The 17,372-nt window shown below is 64.9% G+C and carries 17 protein-coding genes, 1 tRNA gene and 1 pseudogene; 2 read left to right on the forward strand and 17 right to left on the reverse strand.

All coding sequences use genetic code 11. The features are described from left to right. Nucleotides 1–588: 588 nt before the first annotated feature. The 16 genes and pseudogenes from EYW42_RS13595 to EYW42_RS13670 form a co-directional block, all read right to left on the reverse strand. Nucleotides 589–659, reverse strand: a tRNA-Pro gene (locus EYW42_RS13595). A 41-nt stretch (nucleotides 660–700) separates the two neighbouring features. Then, nucleotides 701–1,720, reverse strand: coding sequence for a 3-oxoacyl-ACP synthase (locus tag EYW42_RS13600; protein WP_135535836.1), 1,020 nt, complete (start codon nucleotides 1,718–1,720; stop codon nucleotides 701–703). Further along, on the reverse strand, nucleotides 1,717–3,018 hold the full coding sequence (locus tag EYW42_RS13605) for a branched-chain amino acid ABC transporter permease (RefSeq protein ID WP_135535837.1): 1,302 nt from the start codon (nucleotides 3,016–3,018) through the stop codon (nucleotides 1,717–1,719). Before EYW42_RS13605 ends, EYW42_RS13600 begins: the two co-directional genes overlap by 4 nt. 40 nt (nucleotides 3,019–3,058) lie before the next feature. After that, entirely contained in the window at nucleotides 3,059–4,069 is a 1,011-nt protein-coding gene (locus EYW42_RS13610; RefSeq protein ID WP_135535838.1) for a branched-chain amino acid ABC transporter permease, read from the reverse strand. Then, nucleotides 4,066–4,776 carry an ABC transporter ATP-binding protein gene (locus EYW42_RS13615; RefSeq protein WP_135535839.1) on the reverse strand — a complete coding sequence of 237 codons (711 nt, stop codon included), beginning with the start codon at nucleotides 4,774–4,776 and terminating at the stop codon, nucleotides 4,066–4,068. Before EYW42_RS13615 ends, EYW42_RS13610 begins: the two co-directional genes overlap by 4 nt. Next, nucleotides 4,773–5,582 carry an ABC transporter ATP-binding protein gene (locus EYW42_RS13620; RefSeq protein ID WP_135535840.1) on the reverse strand — a complete coding sequence of 270 codons (810 nt, stop codon included), beginning with the start codon at nucleotides 5,580–5,582 and terminating at the stop codon, nucleotides 4,773–4,775. The genes EYW42_RS13615 and EYW42_RS13620 overlap by 4 nt, the downstream gene beginning before the upstream one ends. Next, nucleotides 5,582–6,924: pseudogene (locus EYW42_RS13625) on the reverse strand (ABC transporter substrate-binding protein). The gene EYW42_RS13620 and the pseudogene EYW42_RS13625 overlap by 1 nt, the downstream one beginning before the upstream one ends. Before the next feature lie 127 nt (nucleotides 6,925–7,051). Further along, a complete protein-coding gene (locus EYW42_RS13630; RefSeq protein WP_135535842.1) occupies nucleotides 7,052–7,432 on the reverse strand; it encodes a Zn-ribbon domain-containing OB-fold protein in 381 nt (126 codons plus the stop codon). Then, nucleotides 7,429–8,634: a thiolase domain-containing protein gene (locus EYW42_RS13635; protein ID WP_135535843.1), complete on the reverse strand. Its 1,206-nt coding sequence runs from the start codon at nucleotides 8,632–8,634 to the stop codon at nucleotides 7,429–7,431. The genes EYW42_RS13630 and EYW42_RS13635 overlap by 4 nt, the downstream gene beginning before the upstream one ends. A 58-nt stretch (nucleotides 8,635–8,692) precedes the next feature. Beyond that, nucleotides 8,693–9,397, reverse strand: coding sequence for a helix-turn-helix domain-containing protein (locus tag EYW42_RS13640; RefSeq protein WP_135535844.1), 705 nt, complete (start codon nucleotides 9,395–9,397; stop codon nucleotides 8,693–8,695). 23 nt (nucleotides 9,398–9,420) lie between these two features. Further along, the gene (locus EYW42_RS13645) at nucleotides 9,421–11,073 is read right to left on the reverse strand and encodes an AMP-binding protein (protein ID WP_135535845.1); all 1,653 of its coding nucleotides are present in this window, start codon (nucleotides 11,071–11,073) and stop codon (nucleotides 9,421–9,423) included. After that, nucleotides 11,070–11,876, reverse strand: a complete 807-nt coding sequence (locus EYW42_RS13650) for an alpha/beta fold hydrolase (RefSeq protein WP_135535846.1) — start codon at nucleotides 11,874–11,876, stop codon at nucleotides 11,070–11,072. The genes EYW42_RS13645 and EYW42_RS13650 overlap by 4 nt, the downstream gene beginning before the upstream one ends. Nucleotides 11,877–12,062: 186 nt before the next feature. Beyond that, nucleotides 12,063–12,962 carry an RNA-guided pseudouridylation complex pseudouridine synthase subunit Cbf5 gene (locus EYW42_RS13655; protein WP_135535847.1) on the reverse strand — a complete coding sequence of 300 codons (900 nt, stop codon included), beginning with the start codon at nucleotides 12,960–12,962 and terminating at the stop codon, nucleotides 12,063–12,065. Beyond that, entirely contained in the window at nucleotides 12,962–13,540 is a 579-nt protein-coding gene (cmk, locus tag EYW42_RS13660) for a (d)CMP kinase (protein ID WP_135535848.1), read from the reverse strand. The genes EYW42_RS13655 and cmk overlap by 1 nt, the downstream gene beginning before the upstream one ends. 58 nt (nucleotides 13,541–13,598) lie before the next feature. Next, nucleotides 13,599–14,516 carry a DUF106 domain-containing protein gene (locus EYW42_RS13665; protein WP_135535849.1) on the reverse strand — a complete coding sequence of 306 codons (918 nt, stop codon included), beginning with the start codon at nucleotides 14,514–14,516 and terminating at the stop codon, nucleotides 13,599–13,601. Nucleotides 14,517–14,637: 121 nt separating this feature from the next. Next, entirely contained in the window at nucleotides 14,638–15,285 is a 648-nt protein-coding gene (locus EYW42_RS13670) for an adenylate kinase (protein ID WP_135535850.1), read from the reverse strand. Between the two features lie 102 nt (nucleotides 15,286–15,387). On the opposite strand from EYW42_RS13670, the gene EYW42_RS13675 reads away from it, so the two are divergent. Next, nucleotides 15,388–15,771 (forward strand): hypothetical protein, encoded by a 384-nt coding sequence (locus EYW42_RS13675; RefSeq protein ID WP_135535851.1) that lies wholly within the window; start codon nucleotides 15,388–15,390, stop codon nucleotides 15,769–15,771. 202 nt (nucleotides 15,772–15,973) lie between these two features. Then, nucleotides 15,974–16,162 carry a DUF1328 domain-containing protein gene (locus tag EYW42_RS13680; protein WP_135535852.1) on the forward strand — a complete coding sequence of 63 codons (189 nt, stop codon included), beginning with the start codon at nucleotides 15,974–15,976 and terminating at the stop codon, nucleotides 16,160–16,162. Nucleotides 16,163–16,300: 138 nt separating this feature from the next. Here the strand turns inward: EYW42_RS13680 and EYW42_RS13685 are convergent, their stop codons facing one another. Then, entirely contained in the window at nucleotides 16,301–17,164 is an 864-nt protein-coding gene (locus EYW42_RS13685) for a DNA adenine methylase (RefSeq protein ID WP_135535853.1), read from the reverse strand. Between the last annotated feature and the right edge of the window lie 208 nt (nucleotides 17,165–17,372).

Consider the following 17,372-nt stretch of genomic DNA (forward strand, 5'->3'; position numbering starts at 1 on the left):
ATATCCTTCAATGTGTAATTGTGACCCGGATAGCAGCCCTTGAACGGCCCGAGATATGGGAGTGAAACGAAGATGCAGTCATCGACAGGCCAGTTGGTCCCGGCGAATTTGTTGAAGTAATATCCGAATGCGATAGACACGCACCCTGTATCTACCACCACACTTGTTTTCGACTGCCTAAGCCACCTCTAACCACGGATCCTTATCGACGTGCGACCATCAGGAGTTACATCCAAAGGGAGATCCACGGGGATAGTACGATCTGAGAAGTGTACAGCGCGAGAACTTGCAGTCACCATAGAATTATCAACTCGTACGTCGTCTGAGACCATAGGGGAACGAGGGAACTATCTTTTCGCTGGATCCAGGTCGAGTAGGATCGTCGATACCGTCGCCAGCGTAGTGTCGCTCAATCGCACGAATCCTGGCCCGGTCAGCCCCCGCACCTCGTCGCTTTATACGTTGTTCCGCAGGAAGATTTTGACGAGCAGCAGAGGCCGTGTTAGAGAATATTACAACGAATAGGGGCTGGTAATTTGGACCGATAAGCCATACGCTCTCTAGGTATGAAAAGAAATGAAATCCTTATGGGACCGCCGTGATTCGAACACGGGTCCAACGGACCCCATCCGCAGAGGATACCACTACCCCACGGTCCCGTACCCGATTCGAAGAGCGTACGACAATTAAGCGCTTCGTTTCATCCGCGCCATCGAAGGACGGTCGCGGCCCAGGTGTACCCCGTGCCTGCGCCGACGAAACAGACGATGTCGCCCGGATCGACGAGTCCGGCGGCCACCCCCTCGTCGAGTGCGAGCACCTGATCGACGCTCTGGACGTGGCCGTACTCGCTCAGGTAGTAGCCGTCAGAGTTCGGGTTCAGGCCGAGTTCCTCGAAGAACCGGTCGTGAAACGAGCGTTTCATGTGGGTGAGTGCGACGAAACCGATGTCGTCGCGGGCGAGCCCCGACCGCTTCAGCGCCTCGGCAGTCACGTCGACGAAGTTCGGGAGCGAGACGGGTGCGAGACGCTCTTTCATCCCCTCGGGCTTGGTCACATCGAGCGAGTGCATGCCGGCGGCCACCGTCTCCCCGCTCGGAGGGTGCCGGGTACCGCCGGCGGGCATCACCACGTCTCGGGAGAACGATCCGTCCGTGATTGCCGCGCTCTCGTGGACCTGCGCCCGGGCGCAGTCGCCGGCACAGCGTTCGAGTACTATCGCGGATGCGCCGCTCCCGAAGTTGAACATGAACGACGCGTCTTCGTTCTCGTACTCGACGAGGTCCTCCTCGCGGTTGGCGGCGACGAGCAGGGCCGTGTCGATGTCGCCCGTGATCAACTGCGAGCGGACCTGTCGGATGGCGATCGGAGCGCCGGCACAGAGCGTGTAGCTCTCCGTCGCGTACGCGTCGTCTGCACCGACCCGGTCGGCGATATCCGCGGCGGCGCTCCAGACGACGTAGTCTTTGAATTCGCTCCCGTGATACAGCACGAGGTCGACGTCGGCGGGGTCCAGTGCCGCGTCCGCGAGTGCGTCCTCGGCGGCGGCGACACACATGTCCGACGGATGGTCGTCGTCGGGCGGGCAGACGCGCTTTTCCCGGACGCCCATCTTCTCGACGACGACCGACTCGGGAATGCCGCTCCGGTCCGCGATCTCGGCACCGGTGAGGCGGTCGTCCGGGAGGTAGCGACCGTAGCCGGTCAGCGCGACCGTCACTCGTTTCGCCCCCGGAAGCGCGAACGCACTCGCTCGGGAAGTCGGTCAGCGACGTGGCCGCCGAGGCGGTCGCGAAGCGTCCCGAGGATCCCGCGGGGGACGTACAACACGAACAGGATGAACACGATGCCGAGATAGAGGTCGGCCCGCCCGTCGACGAGAACGTTGATCACATCGGCCACGGTGACTCCGCCAGCGCCCGCCGACAGCGTCGACTCGGAGAGAACGTCGCGGAGATATCGGGCGATTCCGTGGGGTTCCGTGGACAGGACACCCTCGACCGAGGCGTTGAACAGATACCCAAACAGCGGCCCGGCGAGCGTCCCGAACCCACCGACGATGGCGGCCAGTAGCGCCTCAGCGGTGAAAAAGAGGTCGAACGTGTTCCCCGGTGCGACGGTCCGGCGGTAGCCGGCAAACAGCGCGCCGGCGACCCCAGCGAAGAAGCCGCTGATCGCGAACGCGGCGAGTTTGAACCGGAACACGTCGTAGCCGACCGCCCGGGCGCGCTCTTCGTTCTCCCGAATCGCGATCATCACTCGCCCGAACGGGGAGTGGATGATCCGCTGCATGAGGAGATAACAGACCAACACGACAGCGCCTATCGCGTAGTAGGAGACCTCTGCCGTCCCGAACTCGACGCCGATGCCGAACACGTCGCCGAACTCGTCGCCGACCAGACGGCCGATGCCGACCTGAAGCGCGTCGATGCCGGGAACGCCGACCGCGAACGCGTCGCCGGCGGCACCGATCGATGCGCCGTCTCTCGGATTGCTCCCCACGTGGTCCCAGTTCCTGATGAACACGTGAGCTACCTCCGCGAAGCCGAGCGTGATCATCGCGAAGTAGACGCCGGAGAGACGAAAGGAGACAGCACCGACTGCGAGCGCCAGCGCGACCGCGACGAGACCAGCGACGAGTATCAGCAGCATGAACGGCGTGTCCGGCCCGAGCAGCGGCACCTTGTCGGTCGCCGTCAGGACGACCAGATACGCGCCGCTTCCGTAAAACAGCGCGTGGCCGAAGGAGAGATAGCCCGTGTAGCCGCTGATGAAGTCGAAACTCATCGCGAACAGACCGATGTACAGCACGGCGACCATCGCGTGAACTCGCGGCAGGAAGACCTCGAACTCGGACCCGAGCGGCGTCTGGCCCAGGACGGTGTACACTATCGGATACAGCGCGAAGGCCACCACGACCGCGGCGTGCACTGCGTGGTCGGCGAGTATTCGCCGCACGTACGCTCCCCGCCGGTCTGTGACCGCGGGGGCGTCCGACGTTTCGGTCGGCTCGGACACGTCGGTCGAGTCCGCCGTGTCAGCCGGTTGGGTCGGATCGCTAATGGCCGCCCACCTCCGCGATGCCGTAGAGTCCCTGCGGGCGAACGATCAACACGGCGACGAGCACCAGGAACGTGACCATCTCGGGGAGGCCGGCGAAGTCGACGTGGTTGATGAACAGCCAGGTCATGAGCGCGTCGGTCAGTCCGACGACTCCCGCGGCGACCACGGTGCCGCGGAACGATCCGAGCCCGCCGATGATGACGACGACGAACGCGACGAGCAGCGTCTCCACCGACAGCGGGACGCTCGCGCCGAAGCGCGGGTCCCACATCAGCACGACGCCGGCCAGCCCCGCCAGGCCGGATCCGAGGCCGAACACGACGGTGAACGTGCGCCGGACGTCGATACCCAGCGCGCGAGTCATCTCCGAGTCCTCGCTCCCCGAGCGGATGTACAGGCCGTACCGCGTCCGGGTGAGGAACGCCCAGATGGCGGCGACGACCAGCGCGCCGATCAACACCTCGAACAGGTAGAGCCCTCGCGTCGTGACGCCCGCGAGGGTGTAACGAGACGAGAGAAAGCCCGGAGCCGTCCCCAGCGCGGCCTGCCAGTCGCTTCGCGGCTGGAGTCCGTACAGTTCGACGGCGATGCGCGCGAGTTCGTCGAGCACCAGCACCAGCCCGAACGTCAGCAGGATCTGAAACAGCGGCTCCCGGTCGTATATCGGGCGTATAAGCGTCATCTCGACCGCGCCGCCGAGCAGCGTCAGCGCGGCGAACGTCGCGGCGATAGCGACGAAAAACAGCAGTAACTGGACCGGTTCACTGGTGCTACCCGAGACGAGTGCGACCATCACTGCGCCGCCGAGATACGCGCCGAGCATCGTCAGCGACCCGTGCGCGAAGTTCAACACGCCCATCAGGCCGAAGATGAGCGAGAGGCCGCTCGCGATGAGCACGTACAGCGCCGACTTCGACAGCGCGTCGAGTAGTATCCGGACCAGCGTCGTCGGTTCCAGCAGGTCGACGAGAACGTCGGCGACGGAGAGGACGGCGGCGTCGGTCATGCCGAGAGATACCTCCGGATGGTTTCGTCGTCACGCGAGGCGGCGTTTGAGTCGCCCGTTTCCACCACCTTCCCCTGGTCGAGCAGGTAGAACCGGTCGGTGAGATCCATCGCCATCGGGAAGTTCTGCTCGACGAGTAGCAACGTCACGTCCTCGGCCAGCGTCCCTAGGGCGTCGACGACCTCCTCGACGATGAGCGGTGCGAGACCCTCGCTTGGTTCGTCGACGAGCAACAGGTCGTTGTCGCCGACCAGTACACGGGCGATGGCGACCATCTGTTGCTGGCCGCCGCTCAGGTCGCCGGCTTCCCTGTCGACGTGGTCGCGCAGCGCCGGGAACGCGTCGAGCGCTTCCTGAACTCGTTTGGACACGTCGGATCCGGGCGGCGTCGCGACCCGGAGGTTCTCCTCCACGGAGAGGTGCTTGAACATCCGACGCTCCTCGGGCACCCACCCGACGCCGCGTCGCGCGATCTCGTGAGTGGGTTCGCCGGTGACATCCTCGCCGTCGATCCGAACCGTCCCCTCGCGGGGCGGCGTCAGCCCCAAAATCGACCGGAGCGTCGTCGTCTTCCCGACGCCGTTCCGACCCACGAGAGCGACGTTCTCGCCGGTTTCGACGGAGAGGTCCACGCCGCGAAGGACGTGGCTCTCGCCGTAGTAGCTGTGGACGCCGTCGAGTTCGAGCGCGGGGGGATCGCCGCTCACGCGGGTTCACCCCCTGTACCCGTGTCGTTCCCGCCCGCGTTCGACCCGTCCCCGTCGGCCTCGTACCCACCGAGATACGCCCGCTGTACGTCCGGGTTCTCGCGGACCGCGACCGGGTCGTCGTCCGCGATGAGTTCGCCCCGGTGGAGGACGGCCACGCGGTCGCTGACGTCCATCACCACGTCCATGTTGTGCTCGACGAGCAGGACCGAGTGGTCTTCGGCGACGTTCCGTATCAGTTCGACCAGTTGGTCGATGGCGTCGCTTGAGACGCCCGCTGTCGGTTCGTCGAGCAGGAGAACGTCAGGGTCGCCGGCGAGCGCGACGGCCACTTCGAGATGTCGCTTCTGTCCGTGAGACAGCGTCGATGCGACCGTGTCCGTTTCGTCGCCGAGTCCGACCCGGTCCAGTATCTCGCGGGCCTCCCGTTCGTACTCGCCGAACGCGGACACGTTGCGCCATAGCTTCCAGGCGTCGTTGCCGCCGTGTGCCTGCGCGGCGACGCGAACGTTCTCCAGCGCCGTCGCCGTCGGAAAGACGTTCGTGATCTGGTACGAGCGGTGGATCCCGCGCAGCGCCGTCTCGTGGGGGCCGTCGTCGGTCACGTCGACCCAGTCGTTCTCGCGGTATTCGACGCGGCCGGCCGTCGGGGCAAGCGTGCCCGTGAGCAGGTTGAAAAACGTCGTCTTCCCGGCACCGTTCGGACCGATGAGCGAACAGAGTTCGTTCTGCCCGAGTTCGAAATCGACCCCGTCGACCGCTGTGAGACCGCCGAACCGTTTGGTCAGTCCTGTCGTCCGGATCATCACAGGTCGCAGTTCATCCCGCTTGCGTTCTGTGGAATAGTCGCGTCGTCCGCCGATATCTCGGTGACGGGAGGACTGGGCATTACCGGTGCGTCCCAGTTGCCCGCCCACTCGTCCGTCGTCGGTACCGGGTTCGAGATGGTCATCGCGGACCTGGCCTGGTTGTTGTACTCCTGATACGTGTACCCGCCCTGTCCTTTCGGCGTGTCTTCGACGGTCATCCCGGTGAGCGCGTCGACGACGTCGTCGGCGTCGGTCGACCCGTTCTCCTCGACGGCCTGGACGATCGACGAGGCCGCGGTGAACGTCCCGGAGGTGAAAAGGTCCGGAACGATATCGTACGCTCCGGTGTACATGTCGACGAAGTCGCTGTTGATGTCGTTGTCGTACTGGTTCCAGTGGTAGCGTGTCGTGAACGGGCCGAGTTCCGCGTCTCGAAGGTCCTCGGCGGTGAAGTCCTCGCCGAACACGCGCTGGGCAACGCCGCCGAGCGCCTGGTTCGAGATGAGCGTCGCGAAGCCGCCGAACATGCGCAGCCCGTAATCGCCGGAAAGGCCAGTGCTGAGGAACTGCGGAAGTGTCTGTACCGTGAACCCGCCGATGACGGCGTCTGCGCCGGCCTCGACGGCGTTTTCGTAGAACCCCTCGAACTCGGAGTAGCCCTGGGGAACGAACTCCTCGCCGACTATCTCGATACCCTCGCCCTCCAGAACGGTCCGGTAGTTCTGAGCGACCGCACGTCCGAAGCTGTAGTCGGCGGCCATGATGAACACGCGTTCGACGTCGGTTTCGTTCGCGACGTACCGGCCGCCGCTCCGGGCGTCCATCGCGGTGTTCTCGCTCGCCCGGAACACGCGCTCGTGGCAGTACTGGCTGTCGGACGTGATGTCGGCGGCGGCCGCCGGGCCGGCGACGAAGGGTGTGTCAGTGTTACTCACCACCGTCTCGATCACCCGTCTGGCCGACCCTGACGAGGCCGTTCCGAACAGGATGTCTACGTCGCGGTTTTCGACGAAGTCAGTGGCGACTGACTGTGCCTGGTCGGCATCGAACTCCGAGTCCTCGATCAGGAGTTCGTAGTCGTACTGGTCGCCCTCGATAGTCTCCTCGGTGGGAGAATCGACCGACAGCGGGTCCTGGTCGTGTTTGTACGCCAACCCCGAGAGGAACCCCCACAGGCTCTGCTGACCGTAGTAATCGACTGAAGTCGTAAGCGGTTGCATGATGCCGATGCGAAGCGATCCGCCGTCCCGCCGCCGTCCTCCGAGAGACATCCTGCGGCGCTGGCGAGACCTATCGCACCTGCGCTTTTGAGTAACGACCGTCGAGTCGTGTGTGTCATCGTGTACCAATCCACGCACTAAACCCGCAAAGTCACCGGTGTTGATATACAAACCCGGCCGATCCGGCAACGGCTCTCCGCGGTCAGAGCCGGCGAAAACTGTCATTCGGTGGGCCATATACCCCCATCAGCCGAAACGCGGTGCCGGTCCTTCGGGGGTCGTCACCGCATCCTGGAACGACACACTGTCGCCGATTTCGGCAGCGTCAGACAGCCGTGCCGTCAGCCGTGCGTCGCCGAGCGTAACCAGACCGACGTGGTACGGCGCGTCGAACCCGGCGGGAGCCACCTCGATCCTGCTGACCGAGTACACCGTGCCTTCCTCGGGGAGTTGGACCGTCGAGAGGTCACGCGACCCGCACCGAGCGCAGGCCGCCTTCGGCGCGGCGGTGACGTGTTCGCAGTCCGCACAGGTCTGGCCGAGCAAAACGCCGTCTTCGAGCGCCGCACGCCAGCCGTCGGTCGTGAGCCGACCGTCGGACCGGTAGTCGTCGAGGCTCTCGCTCATCGTGCCACCTCCCCGCGCTGGTCGGAGTCGCGCCGCGGGACGCTCTCTAGAACGCTGACTATCGTCGTCGCCGCGTCGCCGCCGAGGTTGTGTGCCAGGCCGACGTCGGCCGCCTCGACCTGCCGCCTGTCGGCGTCGCCGCGCAACTGCTCGGTTAGTTCGACGACCTGTGCGACTCCGGTCGCACCGATGGGATGGCCCTTCGCTTTCAGGCCGCCGCTCGGGTTGACCGGGATCTCGCCGCCCAGCGACGTGCGCCCCGCCGCAGCGGCCGGCCCACCCTCGCCGTCTTCGACGAGGCCGAGCGCCTCCGTCGCTAGCACTTCCGCGCCGGTAAAGCAGTCGTGGAGTTCCACGACATCTACGTCGTCCGGTCCGACGCCCGCCGCCTCGTACGCCTGCCCCGCGGCGTCGCGGGCGGCCTGCGTCGCAGAGGGGTGGGCCTTGTCCGCGATCGGAACGATGTCTGTCGCGTGCCCGACGCCGGCAACGCGCACGGGGTCGCCGCTGAGCGTCTCGGCGGCGTCGGCGCTCGCGACGACGGCGGCGGCAGCGCCGTCGGAGAACGGACAGCAGTCGTGCAGGCGGAACGGGTCGGCGACGACGGGGCCCGAGAGCACCTCGTCGACGGTCGTCTCCGAGCCGAAATGCGCTCGCGGGTTCAGACTCCCGTGACGGTGGTTCTTCACGGCCACCGCCGCGAGTTGCTCGGGCGTCGTTCCGTACTCGTGCATGTGCCGCTTCGTCAACAGGGCGAACACGCCGGGGAACGTGAGGCCGGTCGGCCGTTCGTACGCCCCGTGTGCGGCGCTGGCAAAGATTCGCGTCATCGCGTCCGTCTCCTTGCCCGTCTCCGGCGAGCACCGCTCGACGCCGCCGACCAGAACTACGTCGTGCTGGCCCGCTTCGACCGCGCGCACGGCGTTTTTGAACGCGTTCGACGATGTCGCGCAGGCGTCCTCGTACCGCTGGCAGGGAACCCCGGCGAGACCGACATGAGACGCGAGCGTCGGCGCGAGGTGGCTTTCACCCTCTATCTGCCCGCCCATCGCATTGCCGAGGTAGAACGCGTCTACGACGTCGGCCGTCGCACCGGCGTCGTCGAGCGCGGGAAGTGCGGCCTCGGCGAACAGGTCGGGAAGAGTCGATCCGTGGACGCCGAACGCCGTCATGCCGACGCCCACTACGTTTGCATCAGTCATGGTCACACACAGGAACTGGAGGTCGATAAGAGATCAGGGTACTGTTCGAACCGTCCCATCACGACTCTAACTCCGTGAGCGCTCTCGCGACGCTCCGGACGACTTTTCGCTCGCCGCGGCGGAGGTTCTTCGAGATGGCCGTGTCGCTCACGCCGAACTCGTCGGCCAGGTTCTGGAGCGTCACGGCGCGGGGGTCCTCGTAGTAACCCTCCCGTACCGCCGTCAGCAGCGTCTCCCGCTCGACGGCCGAGAGGTCACGACACCCGTCCAGCATCGAAAGCGCGGGTTCGGCGTTGTCGAGGAGGTCGAACAGTTCTTCGGATTCGAACGATTCCCGGGATTCGATCGTGAACTCGTTGTTCCGTTCGAGGTCGGCGAGCGTGTCGTCGGCGACCCTGTCGTCGTCGAACCCGACTTCCCAGAGTTCGCTCCCGTCCTCGATGCGGAACGGCCCGGTGATGTAGCCGCCGTTCTCGCGGATCACTTTCATCGCGTTCGTCTGGTCGATGACCGTCCGGATCACGGCGTTGTCCTCGCGCTTGGAGAACAGCGAGCACTCCCGCATGTTCTCGTGGTTCCGAAGCGCAGTCAACCCCTGTTCTAACTCCTCGCGGTTCTCACCGTCGACGGCGAGACGCGTCTCGAGTTGCTTCGAGACACCGTCGAACTGCCAGTGGACAGCCGTAAACGCGACCTCGTAGTCGTCCGTCGTATCGATGAACGGACAGTCGTACTGTTCCATGTCCATGCCAACGTCGATCATACTATGATGTACCAAACGAGACCTCAATTATCTTTGGTGGTAGTACCGCCGAACCGGTTCTCGACCGCCGTTCGGTCTATCTTCTCCGGGCCGCTGGTCGGCATCTCGTCGACGAACGCGACGTGGCGTGGGTGTTTGAACCCCGCCAGGCGGCCGTCGAGGAACTCCCGGAGGCCTTCGACCGACAGCGTCGTCTCCCCCTGAATTACTGCTTTCCCGACTGCACCCCATATGTCGTCCGGGACGCCGATGACGACCACTTCCTCGACGTCCGGGTGGTCCGCCACGGCGTCCTCGACTTCCGGCGGATAGATGTTCTCCCCGCCGCTGGTGAACATGTTCTTCTTCCGCCCCTCGATGCTGTAGTACCCGTCCTCGTCGACCCGCGCGAGGTCGCCGGTCGACACCCAGCCGAAGGCGTCGTCGCCGTCGCTCGCCCGTTCTCCGAACGTCGCCCGGGACTCCGACTCGTCGCGCCAGTACCGGTCGGCCGCGTGCGGTCCGGCGAGTTCGAGTTCCCCGATCGCTCCGTCATCGACCGGTTCGCCCCTCTCGTCGACGATTCGGACGTCAGTGTGCATCACGGGCTTGCCGATGGTCCCCGTCTTCCCCTCGGGCCATCCGTCCGGCATGGTGAAGTTGTTCGGACCACATTCGGTGAGGCCGTACCCCTGCGAGAGATCGACGCCCCGGTCGCGCCAGGCCCGGATCGTCGCGTCGCGACAGGGACCGCCGCCGCTCTTGACGAACCGGAGCGACGAGAGGTCAGTCGCGTCCCAGTCGTCGTGTTCGGCCATCATGCGCAACACCGCTGGCACGGCGACAAACAGCGTCGCCCCCTCGCCCTCGATCATCGTGAGGACGGTTTCGGGGTCGACGTCCCGACAGATGACCACGGTTCCGCCGAGGTGGAAAAGCGGTATCGTCAGCACGTTCCAGCCCCCGGTGTGGAACATGGGAAACACCATCGGCGTCACGTCGTCGGCTCGAAGTCCCCACGCCGTGATGGTGTTAAACGAGTTCCAGGCGACGGTTCCGTGGGTCAACACCGTCTCCTTCGGCGTTCCCGTCGACCCGCCGGTGTGGAGAAACATGCAGGGGTCGTCTAACCACAACTCCGGGCCGTCGACCGGCGTGTCGTCCGTCGGAAGCGCGTCGGCGTAGGCCGGGTCGTCTGCGGTTGGCGGGTTCGCGATCTCGTCTGCGGCCCCGGCTTCCGCCGGTTCATCAGTGGTAACTGTGTCGTCGCCCGCCGACAACACTACCAGATCGCACGGCACTTCGCTGTCGACCGCCTCGCGGACCTGCCCGAGGAACGGTTCTTCCACGACGAGGAGGTGCGGGTCGACCCTGTCGAGTAACTCGTCCATCTCGGCCGGTGCGAGGCGGTGCGAGAGCGGCGCGAGCACCGATCCGGCCTTCCCCCCGGCGAAAAAGAGGTCGACGAGCTCCGCACGGTTCCGGGAGACAACGGCGACGCGGTCGCCCTTCCCGACGCCGTGTTCGCCGAGCAGTCTGGCGGTCCGATTGGCCCGCGCGTCGAGGTCGGCGTACGTGTACGACTCGCCGGTCGTCGCATCCGTCAGACCGACAGCGTCCGGCGACAGTGCGGCCCTTCGCTCGCTCCAGGCCCCGACCCAATCGTACGGTCGCTCGCCGTGGTCGTGGACCGTCATACGTGGCTGTCCAGGAACCCGAGAAGCGTCTCGTTGACGGCCTCCGACTGCTCGATGAAAAAGAGGTGCGGCCCGCCCTCGAACGGTTCGAAGCGGGCGTTCGGGAGGCTGTCGGCGAGCAGTTCGCCGTTCTCGAACGGAACGACCCGGTCAGCGGTGCCGTGTGCGACCAGCGCCGGGATCTCGATCTCCTCCAGCCGGTCGCTTACGTCGAACGCTCCGACCGCGGCGAGTTGCGCCTCGCGCGCGGCCTCGACGGCGTCGCCCGCCAGTCGCCAGTCGACGATCCGCTCCAGCAGGTCGTCGTTCGCCTTGCGGAACTCGTCGGTCATCGCCGGGGCCATTCGGTGACGGATCACCTCCCGTTCGTCGTACCCATCCGGTTCGGCGACCATCCGCCGCTGCACCGCCTCTGACGCTTCCACGGCCTCGTCCCTACCCGGGCTCGTACAGATCAGGGAGAGCGTCGCCGCCCGGTCGTGGTCAAGAGCGTACCGTTGGGCGATCATCCCGCCCATGCTCGCGCCGACGACGTGCGCGCTCTCGGTTCCGCGGTCGTCTAGGACGGCCTCTAGGTCGCTCGCCATCTCCGCGACAGTGTACGGCCCGTCCGGCGCGTCGGAGTCTCCGGTTCCGCGGTTATCCCACACTATCGTCTGGTACCGCTCGGCGAGGGCCTCGCGCTGCCACTGCCACATCCACCGGCCGTAGCCCAGTCCCTCCACGAGGACCACCGTCTCGGCGTCGGCCGGGCCGTCGACCTCGTAATAGATGTCGACGTCACCGTTGGTAGCGATCGACATACCCGTGAATCGGTCGGGATGCTAATGAAATGCCGAGTTCACATATCAACCGACCGTCGGGATGTTGCTATGCGAACGCCCCGAAACCGAGAGTAGTCACAGAAACGGTTTACACGCTGATCGCATCGCTGTCGTGCGATCTGGTGTGCATTGACTTTCAGTGACTACTATAGCGCCTCGGTTCAGCTAAACCAGAACGCGCTCCAGTTCGACGGCGGTCCCCTCGTCGGCATCGAACTCGCCGACCGCCCGACCGAGACAGACGGCGCTACCGTTCGGGAGGTAGCAGGTGACGAGCGTCCCGTCCTCGCGTGCGGCGTCGTCGGCGTCGATGACGCCGGGCGCGTACACCTGCGCGCCGTTTGCCACCTCCTCGGCCGTGCTGGGTGCGATAGTGACGCTCGGCAGATGCGCAAGGGCGTGCTCGGCCGGTTCGACCACGTCACGGAGAAGTCCCTCGTCGCCGTCGTCCGCCCAGAACGCGAGACCGTCTGCCAGGTCGTGTAGCGTCGAGAGACCCGTGTCATCGAACGGATCCGTCGCCGTCCGGCGGAGATGACCCATGTGCGCGCCGGTCCCGAGCGCCAGCCCCAGGTCGTGACAGAGTTTGCGGACGTACGTGCCGCTCTCACAGCGCACGCGCAGGAGCGCCTGGCGGTCTGTCGCCTCCAGCACCTCGATGTCGTACACCTCGCGGACGCGCAGGTCCCGCACGACCGCGCTCTTGCGCGGCGGTTTCTGGTACAGCGGTCCCTCGAACTCGGCGGCGACGGCCTCGACGTCGGCCGGCACCGCGTCGTGGACTTCGAGCACGGCGACGTACTCTTTCGCCCCTTCGAGAAAGACCTGCGCGAGGCGGGTCGCGTCGCCGAGCAGCGTCGGTAGACAGCCCGTCACTTTCGGGTCGAGCGTTCCCGCGTGGGCGGCCTTGTCGACGACGTCCTCGCCTACCCGGTCGGCGACCATGTCGCGGACCCAGGCGCTGACCTGGTGTGCCGACGGTCCCGGCGGTTTATCGAGGTTGACGACGCCGAACTCGAGCAGTTCGGCGGGCGTCCGGTCGTCGGGTGGCGGACGAAGCGTCATCAGAAATCGTACGTGACGCCGGTGACCGGGTACTTGCCCTCGTCGCCGTCCGGTTCGTACGCGTCGACCGCGTCGGAGAGGATCCGAAACGCCTGGTCCTCGTCCCATCGTGCGGTGTTCAGCGAGACGTCGTAGATCGTGAGGTCCGCGATGTCGATACCGTAATACTCCCGGTAGCGCTGGGCCTCGCTCTCCTCGCGCGTCTCGGTTTCCTCACGTGCGCGGTCGGCGGACTTGTCCTCGCGGTCGGCGATGCGGTCGGCGCGGACGGAAAGCGGCGCGTCGAGCCAGAATCGGAGATCGGCCTCGTCACCGGCCAGCCAGCCCGACAGCCGCGATTCGAGCACGACGCCGTCCCGGTCGACGGCGATCTCGCGCAGGCGGCGGTCGAGGTCGCGGTCGATCTGGTCGTCCTCCTCCGCGAGTTCGTTGAACTCGGCCAGCGAGAGGTCGCGTTCGTCGGCCAGCGACCGGAAGATGTCGCCGCCGCTTACGTGTTCGAGGTCGAACTCGTCGGCGAGTCGCTCGGCGTTCGTACTCTTTCCGCTCCCGGGAGGGCCGGAGACGGTTAGTAACATACCCTATGTCCGCGGTAGGTAGTAAAAGGGATTGTGAACTCGGCTCCGCCGAGCGAGTTCAGGTCGAGGGTGTCGTCTGCAGGTTCAGCGATTTCCGGATCAGCTGGGTGAACCCCATCGAGCAGAGGAAATACCAGACGATCCACGCCTGCATGGGACCGACGACACCTTCCTTCCAGCTCACCTCGCCGTGCATCGGCATGACGATAGTCGCGTCGCCGATAGCCGGGTCGCTGATCTTGAAGTACATCCACAGGAAGAAGGGAATGGTAAGCAGGAAGATCCACACCATCGGACGGAACTGCTCTTTCATCATTCCCATCTGGTCGCCCATGGCGTCCATCTGCTCTTCACGGATCTTCTCCAGAGCCTCGTCGTCGCCGCGTTCTTTCGCGGCCTGCTGTTTCTCCTTGATCGCCTGCATCTGTTCCTGATACTCGGACATCTTCTCCATGTTCATCAGGTTCGACTGCAACAGCGTCGAGTACAGGCCGGTGAGCATCGCTATCGAGAGGATGACCGCGTAGAACGGCATCGTCTGGGTTAACGGCGAGAGCAACACGTCGATAGCTCCCCCGACCGCGTCGCGAACCGGCGAGTAGTAGTACCCGACCATCATGCCGAGTGCGGCGACGCCGGCCAGTTTGTCGTACTTGGACCAGCTAGAGTCGGAGTCCGAGCCGTCGCTCGTCTCCGAACCCACATCGGTGTCGACCGTTGTGGTGACCGTTCCGTCCTCGTCGAGTACTTCGTCGACGGCCCCGGGGTTGGCGAGTTCGAACCCCTCGTCGCCGCTGACGAGTATTCCCTTCTCGATGAGGCGGCCCCACTGGCCGCTCGTGAGGTCGCCGCGAACGTCGCCCCACTCGACCTCGCCCCCGTTGGCCTTCGTCTCGCGGCGAACCGCCGCGATGGCGTCGGCCATCGTCACGTCCTCCTCGATGAGGGACTCTACTTTCTCCGCTGTCCGTGCCATTGTCGGAGTCTAAGAGTCGGTCTGTAATCAACCTTTTACCTTGCGCCCGCGAGAACAGTGGATCAGATCGGGCGGGAGACACCGCCGTTTACGTTCCGAACGACGAACCCAACCGTCTCCACTACGCCTCGGATTCGACCGTATCGCGAACGTCGTCCCACACCTCGTCGGGCGTCTGCTCGCCGTCGATCCGAGCGAGTTCACCTTCCTCCTCGAAATGCTCGATAACCGGCTCCGTGTTCTCCTCGTACACGTTGATTCGCTCGCGGACGGTCTCCTCGGTGTCGTCGTCGCGCTGGATCAACTCGCCGCCGCACTCGTCGCAGACGCCCTCTTCTGCCGGCGGGTTGAACTCGACGTGGTAGTTCGCGCCGCACTCGTCGCAGACGCGCCGGCCCGTGAGCCGGTCGACGAGTTCGTCCTTGTCGACGTCCAGATACAACACCACATCGAGGTCGGTGATCTCGTCTAGGTACTCGGCTTGCGCGAGGTTCCGCGGATACCCGTCGAGCACGTAGCCGTCGGCCTCGTCGAGTGCGGTCTTGACGATCTCGTTGACGACCTCGTCGGGGACGAGTTCGCCGGCGTCCATGTACGCGCGCGGCGTGTCGTACTCCGTGTCCAGGTGGCTGATGTCCATGTCCTTGTTCGCGCGGAGGGCGTCGCCGGTGGTGACGTGTTCGACGCCGAACACCTCTACGATGTTGCTACTCTGCGTCCCCTTGCCAGCCCCCGGCGCACCGAGGATCAGGATGTTCGGGTTGCTCATGGTCCGACTTCACTCTCCCACGGTAAATGTTTGAAGGATTCCGACATCGGGTGCCGTCGAGACGCCGGGCGTTTTTCGTCCCCGCCCCTCGTACGGTCACGCATGACCGTGTTCGACGCCGCGACGCCAGCCGAGCGCCGGAAACTGTTCGCGGACGCGATCACCGCACACCGCGAGCGAGACAGCGCCTTCCTCACGATAGAGGCGGAGACCGATCCCGACGACCTCGCGCCGTGGGTCCAGGTGAGTCAGGACCGGATCAATACGGACTGCACCGACGACGAACTGGACCGACTGAAGGATATCCTCGGCGAGTTCCCCTCATTCACGATCGACGAAGTCACCCGGCCCGAGGAGGCGGACGGCACGAACGTTCGGATCGTCGGGCGCGGCGACACCAACCGTATCGCGCAGTTCGTCGACCGAGCCTTCGTCGACGCGTTCGACCTCTCCGAGGAGTACCGCGCCTGGGTGGTGGAGATATGAACCCACCGACAGGCTATCGTTCGTGTCCGGCAGAGACGAAGGCGACTCGGAAACTACGTACGCGCTCTTCCCCACGCGAACGGCTGTTCGGCTGAACGCCTAATCGGGGATTTCTCCGGCTAAGACGGCCATAACAAAGGACGCTTCTCTGGTAACACGGGTGTATGCTCACAGTTGCATGCGTTACGGGAGGGGTGGCCCGATGAGTGGCGCGCTCACGGTTCCGCTGCAGTTCAGCGGCCAGTTCCTGCAGTGGGCCATCGTGTTCTTCGTCCTCGCCATCATCGCCGCCGTCGTCGGATCGCGGGGTGTCGCCGGGATCAGCATGGAGATCGCCCGGATCTTCATCGTCGTCTTCATCATCCTGGCGATAGTCACGCTGCTGTTGTAGCCGACGACGGCTGAGCGGACTTTTTTGACGCGGCGTCCGACCGGAAGCCGACTCCGAAAGGCGGTCCAGTGGTCTACCTCGAACGGCAGAGAGATCATCGCGCTGTCGTCACGGGTGTCGCGACTCGGACGCCGCGGGTTAGAACTCCGACAGCGTGGTGCGCCGTCGGGTTGCCTGAGGTACGTTCGTGATGAGAACTTCCGCTACCTCGCCGCGCTCGTCGCCGTCGCTGTTTATCGCCCGGGTCGCATTGACCACGTCCACTTCGAACGCCGGCAGGTCCTCGTACAGGTCCGCAACCGGTGGGGAGTTCGAGACGACGACGTGGACGCCCTCGTCGTCGAGCGCCGCGGCTAGGTCGCGGAGGCGGCGCTGGTCGTCCTTGTCGAACCCGTCGGCGTGATAGTCGTTGAAGTTCGCGGTGGTCGAAACCGGCTGATAGGGCGGATCGAAGTAGACGAGATCTCCCGCAGTCGCTTCCGTCAGCACGTACTCGAAGTCGTCGTTGTTGATCGTCACGCCGTCTAGCGTCTCGCTCGCCGCACGGATACGCTCCGCCTGCACCCAGTTCGGATTCGCGTACCGGCCGACTGGGACGTTGAACTCCCCGTCGGCGTTCTCGCGGTAAAGGCCGTTGAAGCAGGTCCGGTTCAAATAGAGGAGGAGACTCGCCTCGCGAACGGACTGTGTCTCGGTTTTCTCGGCGACCCCGTGAAGTTCGTTGAACTCGTCGCGGGCATCGTAGTAGTAGTCGTCCGAGTGTTCGTGCGTCCGGTTCTCCGCGACGAGCGCGTCCGGCGACTCGCGGATGACCCGGTAGAAGTTGACCAGTCGTTCGTTGATGTCGTTGATCGTCCCGCCGTCGGGTTCGACGTGGAAAAACACCGCGCCGCCGCCGACGAAGGGTTCGTGGTAACGGTCGGAATCGACCGGGAAGCGAGCGGTTATCTCCGAGAGAAGTTGGCGTTTGCCGCCCGCCCACTTCAGGACAGGTTCGACCATCTATCTGACCGTGACCACCCATCGTAATAACTCTACTACTCTCCGTCAGCGGCGATCCCTCGTGTTCGTCACCGGCGGGAGGCCGCTTTCTCCTCGGTTTGAAATGTCGATATAGATATAAGTGGCCCGATCTGACGCCTCATCTTTCGAGGAGCTATTCGACCGTAAGATCGTCTCTGTTCGACAGTTGGCGCTGCGTTTATCCCCT

Origin of the sequence: Halostella pelagica (assembly GCF_004762015.1) — an archaeon.
In the GTDB taxonomy this organism is placed as follows: Archaea; Halobacteriota; Halobacteria; order Halobacteriales; family Natronoarchaeaceae; genus Halostella; species Halostella pelagica.